Source organism: Bradyrhizobium sp., from assembly GCF_019244115.1.
Taxonomy (GTDB): Bacteria; Pseudomonadota; Alphaproteobacteria; order Rhizobiales; family Xanthobacteraceae; genus Bradyrhizobium.
Genome location: NZ_JAFATE010000448.1, coordinates 1 through 12304 on the forward strand (window position 1 = coordinate 1; position 12304 = coordinate 12304).

Here is a 12304-nt window from a genome sequence, read left to right on the forward strand (position 1 = left end):
TCGAGGTTGTTATCCAGGATCTTTTCGCCGCCAGGCCCGATTTCGACAAGTCCGGCGCGCTCGGCTGCTTCCCAGGCGGCTTGAGGTGTGGGGAAGCTGCGCGTCAATCGTTCATCTGCTTCATATAGCGCGTATGGCATCACCGTCTCCGGATCGAACCTCGCCAGCTGTGGATGGCTGGCGAGGCTTTGAGCGGCTAGCTCGGGGCGTCATCTACTCGCGTTGACAATCCGCCCGCACGCTTTCCGTTCCAGAGGAGGCTCGGCGCCGTCGGCGCCTACTGGCAAGGATGGCGTCGGCCATCCGCGCCCTTGATCCACGTCCCCGGACGACAGGCGAAATTGGGGTCGGAATAGGGATCGGCGCCATAAGGGCCATAGGCATTGTAGGAATTGTGGAACGGTGCGGTGGCGATCGCGCCCGCAGTCCCGATCGCGGCGCCCGCGATGCCGGCGGCAGTATCGGCGGCGGCGCCGACCGGGCCGCGGTGGTAGCAGCGATGATGGTCGCAATAGTTCCGCGCCATCGCCGGAGCGGCCATCGCGGTGGAGACGAGTGCTGCGGCTGCAATGAGGGTCAAGCTCTTCATGGCTTCCTCCTGGTTGATACCGCCGATCAATCGAGCGTGAGACCGGAATGTTCCGGGCGGGCGAATTCACAGCGAGGTGATATGTGAGGCGCCTGGCCTCGCCCGATTGATCGCTATTCCACGGAAACGCGGATCACGCCTGACTTCAGCATATGGAGTGCGCGTGCCGCACCAAGCGAGACATCGATGACGCGGCCGCGGACAAAGGGGCCGCGGTCGTTGATCCGGCAACGTATGGAGTAGCTGCGGGAGGACACGGTCACAAACGTTCCGAAAGGTCGTGTCCTGTGGGCGCAGGTCATCTCGCCGCGCTTTCCTGCACCGCCATAATAGGAGGCGAGCCCGCTCTCGGCACGAACGGGATCTGGTCCCACAAAGACAAACAGCAGGAGAGTCGAGAAGAGGCCGGGACGACGCATGCTGAACCCTCCCGCTCGTTGCAGAGCGGCGAGACAAGTTCCGGCATCAACAAAGGTTCCTGCGAACGCCGATGCACTCATCGGCGCGCCGGTTTTCGCGGAGAGGCCCGCCTCTGTGGCGGCAGGATTGCTCGGTTCAGGTCCGGAAAAACACGAACCAGACGATGGCGAGCGCTATGATCGCGAGCGCCGTGCTCGCCACCAGGAGATTGCGGACGGACGGTCCCCGTTCCGCCTGCCGGGCCTCTTGCGCGTTTTCAACGACCTGTTCGCCGCGCTTGAACGCCATTGCATCATCCCTTTTTCTGTTCTTTGGCAACGGCCAGGTCGTGACCTTGTTCCGGCGCGGGTGGCGCGCGCCGACCACGTCGCGCGCGGCGGCGCCGAAATCTTTGGAACCCTGGTGCGGCATCGCGCTTGTCTGCATGCAATGCTGCTGTGAGCGAAAGGGCGGGGTCGGTGCCTCTGGTTCGATATTTTGTCGTCGTCACCGGCGTCCTCCTTGCGATGCTTACGGTGGCGAATTGGTCTTTGCCGAGTCCGCCGCCGCTGCCGAGCCAGGAGACCGAAGTCGACAAGTCGACGCTGCGGATCCGGTCCGAGCACAAATGGCCACAGAAGATCGAGTTCGACACGGCGATGCATCCGTTCATTGCAGCGTCGGCGCCGCGGGCTGTCGCAACGGCAGCGCCGCCCGCGGCCGCTGCGCCACAGAAGCCGGCGCTCGATGCACTCGCACAAGCGAAGCTGCCGGAACCAGAGATTGCGAAGCCCAAGTCGAAAATGAGGACGGCGCGGCGCACGCCGCGGTCTGCACCTCGCGTCGTCGTCGCGGCCAATCCGACGGCGCCAGGGTGGTCGTTCGGTTGGGGAGAGCCAGCTCCCGGTCCGCAGAAGCAATCTGCCGACACCCGCACATCCGCGCGCAACACCTGGTTCGGCGAGCGCACCCGCCAGAACGTCGCATCATGGAATTGGGGTGGCTCTAACGATTGGTGAAGCGGGCGTTACCGAGCCCCGTGCCGACCGTCAAGATCCCCCAGCGTCGGCAATCCGTCATGAACGGCGCTTCCGACAGGCCCTGCACGACGGCGTCATTGTGCATCAGAACGGATGTATCGTGCCTGCCGATTTCGGGAATCGACTCCACGATCACCTGGGGTAGATTGAACCGGCTGCTTTCCCAGTTGCCCGGCAGATTTTGTGCGCCTTTCTCGATCGTGCCGTCCTCATTGATGACCCCGGGACAGGCGACACCGACAAAGGGAGCCAGTTTGATCGAACTGGATTCAGCCTCGGCGATCAGCTTCTCCAGCATATTGAGGAGCCGTTTCACGAGGCTGTCGCGTGAGACGTCCTGATCCGCGTGGCGCCAGAGATCGGACTTCCAGACCGAGGCCTTGGACGAGTCGGGGGCCTTTTTCAGCCGCATCTCCACCACGCCGCAGCGGATATTCGAACCGCCGATGTCGATCGCGAGGATGCCGTCATGAGCCTCCAGAATCCAGGAAGGCGCAAGGTGAACGCAGCCGATCAGGCCGGCTTCATCGGGATGAAAACGAATGGGGCAGAGCGTCGTTTTCGCGCCGTCGGCCTTCAAGATGATATCCGCGCGCGCGATGGCCAGTTCGCCGAGCCGGCTCTGGCGGAATCCGCCGCCGACGATGATGCGCTCGGTGTTGGCCCAGGATTTCAGCTTCAGAAAGCGGCTGACGACCCCGGCAAACTCCTGCGCGAAACCCTCCACCGCGCTATGCACGACGGCCGCGGCCTCGACGTCGTCGCTGACGAGAATCTTGTCCAGCTCTTTCTTTGAAATGTCTTCGGACGACTTGTTGCCGAACGGGTCGTCGCCTGCCTTCTTCAGCGGCTTGCGCCACCCATCCAGGATGGCCTGGAAGGCTCCCTTGCTGGCGCGATCGCCGAGAAAACCGTCGTCGTCCTTCAGTTCGAGATTGTAGCTGTCGATGTCGACCGCCGCGAGCCGCGCCGCTCCGTGCCGTCCTATCCGTGCATTCGCGACATCCTCGGCCATTCAGCCCCCTTCAGGATAGTGACAACGGCCATGATGGGGATTGGTTGCACCGGCGCTTGCGCCGAACGGCGCGGGAATCACATCGGAGCGCGAAACGGGATCATGATGCCGCTCGCTTCCCTCTTCTAGTCCTTCGCATCCTTCTACTCCTTCGCATCGCATCAATCGCGTTTTGCCGCCGGGGATCGACTTTGCGGAACTTTCATTGTCGTCGCGCGTCATCTGTCAGGTAAATACGATGGAGGAAGTCATGGGTCTGGGAAGAGGCGCACTGCTTTGGCTGCTCGGCGTCCCGCTGCCAATCATCATTCTGCTCGCGTTGTTCTGGCATCACTGACGGGAGCCGGGCGATGAGCATTGGCACAATCATCTTGATCATCCTGATCATCGCCCTTTTGGGCGGGTTCTCCGGAATCGGCGGAGGCCCGTTCTATGGGACCGGCTACTATGGCGGTGGTGGGCTCGGACTCATCATCGTCATCCTGCTCATTCTCGTGCTGCTTGGCCGAATCTGAGGATGAGGCTTGGTCGAGGCGGCAACAGCAAAGCCCCGTTCAGCGGGGCTTTCGCTTCTGAGGGGTGGATGCGGCGAGGGGCCTGATCGCTTACGTTCGGAAGAACCGCTCATGTCCGTAACCGCACTCCCGCCACGGCGAGGCTATCGCTCCCCCAAGCGAAACGGGCCGCCGCGGCGGCGGAGCAGCCGGGATGTTCTGAAAGGTCTTCTCAAGACCCTAGGGCCGGGACTGATTACCGGCGCGTCCGATGATGATCCTTCGGGCATCGGGACGTACAGCCAGGCCGGCGCCCAGTTCGGTTTCGGCATCGGCTGGACCATGCTGCTGACCTATCCGCTGATGGTCGCGATCCAGGAAATCTCGGCGCGGATCGGCCGCGTGACGGGTCATGGCATTGCCGGCAATGTCTGCCGGAATTTTCCGGCGCCAACGGTCTGGTTCCTGATCGTTCTTCTGTTCATCGCCAACACCATCAACATCGCGGCCGATCTTGGGGCAATGGCCGATTCCCTCAAACTCCTGATCGGCGGACCACAGTTTCTCTACGTGGTGCTGTTCGGCACGGTGTCGGTGCTCTCGCAGGTCTTCGTCGAATACAAGCGTTACGTCTTCCTGTTGAAATGGCTGACGCTTAGCCTGTTCGCCTATGTCATTACGCTGGCGGTCGTTCACGTGCCCTGGCTCGAGGCCGCCAAGGGCCTCCTGATTCCCAGGCTTTCCTTTGATGGGCCGTTCCTTACCACGCTGGTTGCCGTTTTCGGCACCACCATCTCGCCCTATCTCTTCATCTGGCAGTCCTCGCAGGAGGCCGAGAACAAGCGTATCGAGCGAAAGCGCGAGCAGGTCGAAGCCGACACAGCGAGCCAGGCGAGCGAGTTGCGCCGCATCCGTGTCGATACGCAGATCGGGATGGCCTTCTCCAACGTGATCGCCATCGCGATCATCATGACCACGGCGGCGACGCTGCATGCCGGCGGCGTCACAGAGATCCAGTCCTCCGCGCAGGCGGCTGCGGCGCTGAAGCCGCTCGCCGGAGATCTCGCCGAGCTGCTGTTCGCCATCGGCCTCATCGGCACCGGGCTTCTGGCGATCCCGGTGCTGGCGGGCTCGACGGCCTATGCAATCGGCGAGGGGCGGAAATGGCCGGTCGGATTATCGCGCCCGCCCCGCAAGGCCGTGGCGTTCTATGCTGTCCTGGCCTTATCCGGCACCCTCGGCATCATCATCAACTTCACGGCCCTTGATCCGATTCGAGCGCTTTATTGGAGCGCCGTCGTCAACGGCGTGCTCGCAGCACCGGTCATGGTGATGCTCATGGTGCTGGTGCGCAGCAGGGCGGTCATGGGTCGTTTCGTGGTGCGGGGCTGGCTCTATTGGCTCGGCTGGGTGTCCACCGCGCTGATGGCGCTTTGCACCCTGGCGATGGCGGTCAATTTTGCGATGTAGCCTGGCCCGGCGCGTCATCCTTGCAACCGGGGCTCACGACGTTTGTTGATGTGCAGCCGAGCCAAAGGAGACCGATCATGGGACTCGCTCAATACGCCATTGTTGCGGTGCAGGACCAATGGGGCGTGCTGCATGATGGTGAGATCAATGGCGAATATGCCACCAAGGAATCCGCATTCGAAGCTGCGGCGATTGCCGCCTCCCTCGCAGTGCGACAAGGGCACGAGGTGCATCTGAGCGTGCCGGGCCTCGACCAGGGCGGTTTTGATCGGCCGGCACAGCAAGGCACCGATTGAATGCGGGCAGCTTGCAGCGCCAGTGTTCCAGACGAGTCCGTTGCTATTTGCAGCGGGCCCGTAACCTAAGTAAACGACCGTTGGCCGGCGATCGCGCGAAGGTTTCTCTGTCATAAGCAGGAGGCTTTCATGACAGCGAAGCGAAACCGGCACAAGCAAACGACTCCCTTCGACGAGCGTTTGCAAACCGCCGCACGCGAGGCGCGCGAAGCCGCCCGGCGACTACCGCCGGGACCCGATCGCGACTCGCTGCTGAAGAAGGCGGGTCAGGCAGAGACTGCATGCCGCATCAACGAATGGCTGACATCGCCGGGCCTGAGGGCGCCGCGGTGAAGTCGTGAACCGCAAGGAACTCTGCCTCGTCCAGCCGGCGGCCTGCCCGTGAAAGGCCAGGGTCGATCCGGGCATCGCAAGCGACCACGCAAGCCGATCAATGGCTGCCATTCGCTGAAGCACCCTGCTGGGCTCACCTGACCGCCGTTTGCAGGGACTCCTCCACGCTGTCGTACCGCTCGCTGCGGTGATGAACCGGCCCACGCTCGGTCACCGGCACTTCCAGGCGGCAGATGAGGCCTTCGGGCCGCCAGTTGAACGAAACCTGACCGCCAAGCTGCGCCTCGATGCCTGCCAGGATCCCGCGCGTGCCAAAACCGCGGGTTGTCGGCTCCCGCACCACGGGCCCGCCGGTTTCCTCCCATGTCATGGCGAGCATGTCATCCACGGTCTGCCAGCCGATCGACAATTGTCCCGAGCGCGTGGAGAGCGCACCATACTTCGCCGAATTGGTGAGCAGTTCATGCAGGACGAGCGCGAGCGTCTGCGCGGTCGCCGGCTGCAAGCTCACCTCCGGCCCGCCAGCCCGCACCTGGGTCCCCGAGGCATACGGCGCCATTTCGTCGGCGACCAGTCTGCCGATCTCGGCGCCGCGCCAGCTCGACAGTGAGAGGATGGTGTGAACCCGGGCTAGCGCGTTGATGCGGCCCTCGACGGCATCAACATAGGCATTGATGGTTTCGGCGCGTGTCAGCCGGACGATCGACTGCGCCAGCGCCAGCGCGTTCTTGGCGCGATGGTCGACTTCGCGTGCCAGCAGGCTTTGGCGCTCCTCGGCGCGCTTGCGTTCGGTGATGTCGATCGTCACGCCGCTGACCCGGATCACCCGTCCGCTGCGGTCGACGGTCGCCGCCGCGGTGCCGGCGCACCAGCGCTGCTCGCCGTCCGGCCGGTTGATCCGAAATTCCGCCTCATAGGTTCGCACGCCTCGCGCGAATTCGCCGACCAGCTTGCGCAGCCGGTCGACGTCTTCCGGATGCATCAGCGCCTGGACATTGGTCGACGTCACCTCGAAGCGCTCCGGGTCGACGCCGAAGATGCGATACTGGCCTTCGTCCCACATCCAGTCGCCACTGACCCAGTCCCAGTCCCAGGATCCCATCTTGCCGGCCGCGAGCGCCATGCTGCGCCGCTGCTCGCTCGCGACCAGTTGCGCCGTCGAGCGTTCGAGCTCCGCCGTGCGGGCGCGGACCCGGTCCTCGAGCTCGAGATTGAGCCGTTCCAGTTGCCGCGTCTTGCGATAGAGCTCCGCGAACACCTTGATTTTCGCACGCAGCACTTCCGGCACGACCGGGACCGGAACGTAATCGACCGCGCCCATCTCGTAACCGCGAAGGCGGTCGAGATCGCTGACCTGGATCGCCGAGATGAAAATCATCGCGGTCTTTTCGAAGCGCGGATGCTCGCGGATCATCGCCGCGAGCTCGAAGCCGTCGAGCTCCGGCATGCACACGTCGACGAGAATGACGGCGATGTCGTTCTTGAGCAGAATCTCCAGCGCCTCGCGGCCCGAGGTCGCGACAACCAGATTCTCGCCCAACTCCTTCAATATGACTTCATAAGCCAGAAGTTTTGCAGGCTGGTCGTCGACCAGGAGGATGTTGACCTTGTCATGTTCGCTCATCGCGGCACCGATCAACGATGAAGCCACATGCGGATGGCCAGAAGCAGCTGCTCGGTATTGACCGGCTTGGCCAGATAGTCGGATGCGCCGGCCTCCAGGCACTTCTCCCGGTCTCCCTTCATCGCTTTCGCCGTCAATGCGATGATCGGAAGGCGCGCAAATGACGGGTTCTCCCTGATGACACCGATGGTCTGGTAGCCGTCCATTTGCGGCATCATGATATCCATCAGCACGATTGCGATCTCCGGGTTCGAGTTGACCAGCGTGATGGCCTCGCTTCCGGTCGTCGCGGTGAGCACCTTCATGCCTCTGCGTTCGAGAACGCTGCTCAGTGCGAAGATGTTGCGGGCATCGTCGTCGACCAGCAGCGCGGTCTTGCCGAGCAGATCCTCATCGGAGCTGTTGAGCTTCTCCAGCATCCGCTGCTTCTCGACTGGCAGTTCGGTGATGATCCGGTGCAGGAACAGCGAGGTCTCGTCGAGCAGCCGCTCGGGCGATTCGACCCCCTTCACGACGATGCTGCGCGCCATGGTGTGGAGCTCGGCATCCTCTTCCGCCGAGAGCTCCCGTCCGGTGAAGACGACGACGGGCACGTTGGCGAGATGATCATCGCTCCGGATGCGGTCGAGCACCTCGAACCCGCTCATGTCGGGAAGTCGCAGGTCCAGCACGACACAGTCGCAGGGGTTTTCGCGGAGCACCGAAAGCGCGCCGGCGCCGGTCTCGGTGGCCACGATCTCGATGTCGTCGTGATCGAGCAGCTCGCGAATCGACATTTGCTCGGCGGCATTGTCCTCGACGATCAGCAGGCGTTTGCGGCGGGGCCTCGCATATTCCTTGATCTGCGCGAGCGCCGCGCTGACGCCCTCGGTCGTGGTCGGCTTGTTGACGAAGGAGAACGCCCCGCGCGCCATGGCGTGCTGGCGGTCCTCGTCGAGCGTGATGATCTGGACCGGGATATGCCGCGTCAGCGGATTGTGCTTGAGCTGGCTCAGCACCGTCCAGCCGAGCATGTCCGGCAGGAAGACATCGAGCGAGACCGCGGCCGGCTGATATTGCTTGGCAAGGTCCAGCGCCTCGGTGCCGCGGGCCGCGACCAGCACCTTGAAGCCCTTGTCGCGTGCCAGATCGACCAGGACCCGGGCGTAGTGCGGATCGTCCTCGACGATCAGAAGAATGGTGTCTCCGGGCTCCAGGTTGAGACGGTCGTCGGCCGGCGGGTCGACGGCGCGCTCCTGGGGCGCCGGCGGCAAGACCGGGGCCGGGCTGTACTGCGGCGCGGTCTGGATGCGAGGCCCCGCCGCCGGGCCGGAATATTTCAATGGCAGATAGAGCGTGAAGGTCGAGCCCTTGCCGGGCGCGCTCTTCAGATGAATCTCGCCGCCGAGCAGGCTCGCGAGCTCGCGGCTGATCGCAAGGCCGAGGCCCGTGCCGCCATATTTGCGGCTGGTGCCGGCGTCCGCCTGCTGGAACGCCTCGAAGATCAGCTTCTGCTTGTCCAGAGGAATGCCGATGCCGGTGTCGGAGACCTCGAAGGCGATAACCCCCGATACGGCGTTCAGCACCGGGTGATCGGCGCTCCAGCCGTCGGGTGCCGCCCTGACCTTGAGCCGCACGCCGCCTTCGGCGGTGAATTTGAAAGCGTTGGAGAGCAGATTCTTCAGCACCTGCTGCAGCCGCTTGGAGTCTGTCACGATGCTGCGCGGCAGACTTGGATCGACGTCGACGGTAAAGGAGAGCTGGCGGTTCTCGGCCTCATGCCGGAACGGCCGCCCGACCGTTTCCAGAAGATTCGCGGCGAGGATTTCCTCGGCATCGACGGTCACCGTTCCCGATTCGATCTTGGAAAGGTCGAGAATGTCGCTGATCAGATTGAGCAGGTCGGTACCGGCGCCGTGAATCGTCCGGGCAAATTCGACCTGTTTCGGGGACAAATTGCCGTCGGGATTTTCCGTCAGCTGCTGGCCGAGAATCAGGATGCTGTTCAGCGGCGTGCGCAGCTCGTGCGACATGTTGGCGAGGAATTCGGACTTGTATTTCGACGTCAGCGCGAGCTCGGTCGCCTTCTCCTCCACTGCGCGACGGGCCTGCTCGATTTCCTGGTTCTTGCGCTCCACCTCGACGTTGCGTTCCGCGAGCTGCTGGGCCTTCTGCTGCAGCTGCTCGTTGGTCTGCTGCAATTCCCTCTGCTGCGCCTGCAGCTCGCCGGCGAGTTGCTGGGACTGCTTCAGGAGGCCCTCGGTCTGCATGGTGGCTTCGATCGAGTTGAGCACGATGCCGATGGAGTCGGTGAGCTGTTCCAGAAAGTTCATCTGCGAGGTCGTGAACGCGGAGACGGAGGCGAGCTCGATCACCGCCTTGACCTGGTTCTCGAACAGCACCGGCAGCACGACCAGATTCCTCGGCACCACGCGCAGCAGGGCCGAGTTGACCGGAACGGTATCGGGTGGAATGTCGGAGACAAGCCGCCGCCGCTTGTCCATCGCGCATTGGCCGACCAGCCCGTCGCCGAATTGCATGATCTGCTGGTGCGGCGCGAAGCCGTCGCCGGCATAGGTCGCGAGCAGGTGCAATTGCGGGCTGTCCTCGTTCTCGACCTGGTAAATCACGCCCATATGCGCGTTGACCAGCGGCGTGAGCTCCGTGAGCAGCAGACGGCCGACGGTGGTCAGGTCACGCTGCCCCTGCAGCATGTTGGTGAATTTTGCGAGGTTGGTCTTCAGCCAGTCCTGCTCGGTGTTGACGTCGGTGGTGAGCCGAAGGTTGGTGATCATCGTATTGATGTTGTCCTTCAGCTCGGCGACTTCGCCGCGTGCGTCGACCTGGATCGAGCGGGTGAGGTCGCCCTTGGTGACTGCGGTCGCCACTTCGGCGATCGCGCGCACCTGCGAGGTCAGGTTGGCGGCGAGCAGGTTGACGTTACCGGTCAGGTCCTTCCAGGTGCCGGCGGCGCCGGGCACGTTGGCCTGGCCGCCGAGGCGGCCCTCCACGCCGACCTCGCGTGCGACGCTGGTCACCTGCTCGGCAAAGGTCGCGAGCGTCTCGGTCATGTTGTTGATGGTGTCGCCGAGGGCGGCGACTTCGCCCTTCGATTTGACGGTCAGGTTCTGCTTTAGATCGCCATTGGCCACGGCGGTCACGACCTTGACGATGCCGCGCACCTGCTCGGTCAGGTTGGCGGCCATGAAGTTCACGGTATCGGTGAGGTCCTTCCAGGTGCCGGCGACGCCGGGCACCTGCGCCTGACCGCCGAGCTTGCCTTCGGTGCCGACCTCGCGCGCGACGCGCGTCACTTCGCCGGCGAAGGCATTGAGCTGGTCGACCATGGTATTGATGGTGTTCTTCAGCTCCAAAATCTCGCCCTTCACGTCGACGGTGATCTTTCGCGAGAGGTCGCCGCGGGCGACCGCGGTCGTGACCTCGGCGATGTTGCGGACCTGCGTGGTCAGGTTGGCGGCGAGCAGGTTGACGTTGTCGGTCAGGTCCTTCCAGGTGCCGCCGACGCCGGGCACCACCGCCTGGCCGCCGAGCCGGCCCTCGGTGCCGACCTCACGCGCGACGCGCGTGACCTCGGCGGCGAAGGAGCGGAGCTGCTCCACCATCGTGTTCAGCGTCTCCTTGAGCAGGAGGATCTCGCCGCGCACGTCCACGGTGATCTTCTTCGACAGATCGCCGCCTGCGATCGCGGTTGCGACCTCAGCGATGTTGCGCACCTGCGCGGTCAGGTTCGAGGCCATGAAGTTGACGTTGTCGGTCAGGTCCTTCCAGGTGCCCGCGACTTCAGGCACCTGGGCCTGGCCGCCGAGCTTGCCTTCGGTGCCGACCTCGCGCGCCACGCGCGTCACTTCGGACGCGAAGGCGTTGAGCTGGTCCACCATGGTGTTGATGGTGTTCTTCAGTTCGAGGATTTCGCCTTTGACGTCGACCGTAATTTTCCGCGACAGGTCGCCGCGGGCGACCGCGGTCGTGACCTCGGCGATGTTGCGGACCTGCGCGGTCAGATTGCCGGCCATGGAATTGACGCTGTCGGTGAGGTCCTTCCAGGTGCCGGCGACGCCGGGCACGTTGGCCTGGCCGCCGAGCCGTCCTTCGGTGCCGACCTCGCGCGCGACGCGCGTGACCTCGCCCGCAAAGCGGTTGAGTTGGTCGACCATTGTGTTCAGCGTTTCCTTGAGCCGCAAAATCTCGCCGCGCACGTCCACGGTGATTTTTCGCGACAGGTCGCCATTGGCGATCGCGGTCGCGACCTCGGCGATGTTGCGGACCTGGGCAGTCAAATTGCCGGCCATCGAGTTGACGCTGTCGGTCAAGTCCTTCCAGGTGCCGGCGACGCCGGGCACCTCGGCCTGGCCGCCGAGCTTGCCGTCGGTGCCGACCTCGCGGGCGACGCGCGTCACCTCGCCGGCGAAGGCGTTGAGCTGGTCGACCATGGTGTTGAGCGTTTCCTTCAATTGCAGGATTTCGCCCGACACGTTGACGGTGATCTTCTTGGACAGGTCGCCGCCCGCGATCGCGGTCGCGACGTCGGCGATGTTGCGCACCTGCGCGGTCAGGTTCGAGGCCATGAAGTTGACGTTGTCGGTCAGGTCCTTCCAGGTGCCGGCGACGCCGGGCACCTCGGCCTGGCCGCCGAGCTTGCCCTCGGTGCCGACCTCGCGCGCGACGCGGGTCACCTCCCCGGCGAATGCGTTGAGCTGATCGACCATGGTGTTGATCGTGTTCTTGAGCTCGAGAATCTCGCCGCGCACGTCGACGGTGATCTTCTTCGACAGGTCGCCGCCCGCGACCGCGGTCGTCACCTCGGCGATGTTGCGCACCTGCGCGGTCAAGTTGGAGGCCATCGAGTTGACCGAGTCGGTCAAGTCCTTCCAGGTACCGGCGACGCCCAGCACGTTGGCTTGGCCGCCAAGGCGCCCTTCGGTGCCGACCTCGCGCGCGACGCGCGTCACCTCGCCGGCGAAGGAGCGCAGCTGGTCGGTCGTGGTGTTGAGCGTTTCCTTGAGCTGCAACAGCTCGCCGCGCACGTCGACGGTGATCTTCTTCG

General features: G+C 64.0%; 11 protein-coding genes. 5 read left to right on the plus strand and 6 right to left on the minus strand.

Translation table 11 applies throughout. The features are described from left to right. Positions 1–277 precede the first annotated feature (277 nt). From JOZ76_RS19700 to JOZ76_RS19710, 3 genes are all read right to left on the minus strand, one after another. Positions 278–589, minus strand: coding sequence for a hypothetical protein (locus JOZ76_RS19700; RefSeq protein WP_291701017.1), 312 nt, complete (start codon positions 587–589; stop codon positions 278–280). A 113-nt stretch (positions 590–702) separates the two neighbouring features. Next, the gene (locus JOZ76_RS19705; RefSeq protein WP_291701019.1) at positions 703–1008 is read right to left on the minus strand and encodes a septal ring lytic transglycosylase RlpA family protein; all 306 of its coding nucleotides are present in this window, start codon (positions 1006–1008) and stop codon (positions 703–705) included. Between the two features lie 136 nt (positions 1009–1144). Further along, a complete protein-coding gene (locus JOZ76_RS19710; protein ID WP_291701030.1) occupies positions 1145–1435 on the minus strand; it encodes a hypothetical protein in 291 nt (96 codons plus the stop codon). A 32-nt stretch (positions 1436–1467) separates the two neighbouring features. Between JOZ76_RS19710 and JOZ76_RS19715 the strand changes: the two genes are divergently transcribed. Then, entirely contained in the window at positions 1468–2007 is a 540-nt protein-coding gene (locus JOZ76_RS19715) for a hypothetical protein (protein WP_291701021.1), read from the plus strand. Here JOZ76_RS19715 and JOZ76_RS19720 read toward each other — a convergent pair. Further along, a complete protein-coding gene (locus JOZ76_RS19720; RefSeq protein ID WP_291701023.1) occupies positions 1994–3043 on the minus strand; it encodes an ROK family protein in 1050 nt (349 codons plus the stop codon). The genes JOZ76_RS19715 and JOZ76_RS19720 overlap by 14 nt on opposite strands. A gap of 350 nt (positions 3044–3393) precedes the next feature. On the opposite strand from JOZ76_RS19720, the gene JOZ76_RS19725 reads away from it, so the two are divergent. The 4 genes from JOZ76_RS19725 to JOZ76_RS19740 all read left to right on the plus strand — a co-directional run bounded on the left by JOZ76_RS19725 (position 3394) and on the right by JOZ76_RS19740 (position 5636). Then, the gene (locus tag JOZ76_RS19725) at positions 3394–3558 is read left to right on the plus strand and encodes a DUF3309 family protein (RefSeq protein ID WP_283040698.1); all 165 of its coding nucleotides are present in this window, start codon (positions 3394–3396) and stop codon (positions 3556–3558) included. Between the two features lie 111 nt (positions 3559–3669). After that, a complete protein-coding gene (locus JOZ76_RS19730) occupies positions 3670–5007 on the plus strand; it encodes an Nramp family divalent metal transporter (RefSeq protein ID WP_291701025.1) in 1338 nt (445 codons plus the stop codon). A gap of 77 nt (positions 5008–5084) precedes the next feature. Then, complete coding sequence (locus JOZ76_RS19735) at positions 5085–5303, plus strand: hypothetical protein (RefSeq protein ID WP_291701026.1); 219 nt, start codon at positions 5085–5087, stop codon at positions 5301–5303. Between the two features lie 129 nt (positions 5304–5432). Next, positions 5433–5636 (plus strand): hypothetical protein, encoded by a 204-nt coding sequence (locus JOZ76_RS19740; protein ID WP_291701027.1) that lies wholly within the window; start codon positions 5433–5435, stop codon positions 5634–5636. 133 nt (positions 5637–5769) lie between these two features. On the opposite strand, the gene JOZ76_RS19745 is transcribed toward JOZ76_RS19740, so the two are convergent. Together JOZ76_RS19745 and JOZ76_RS19750 are read right to left on the minus strand one after the other, a co-directional pair. Beyond that, a complete protein-coding gene (locus JOZ76_RS19745) occupies positions 5770–7260 on the minus strand; it encodes an HWE histidine kinase domain-containing protein (RefSeq protein ID WP_291701028.1) in 1491 nt (496 codons plus the stop codon). Positions 7261–7271: 11 nt separating this feature from the next. Then, positions 7272–12304 (minus strand): HAMP domain-containing protein (locus tag JOZ76_RS19750; protein WP_291701029.1); only part of this gene is annotated, 5033 nt, incomplete at its 5' end.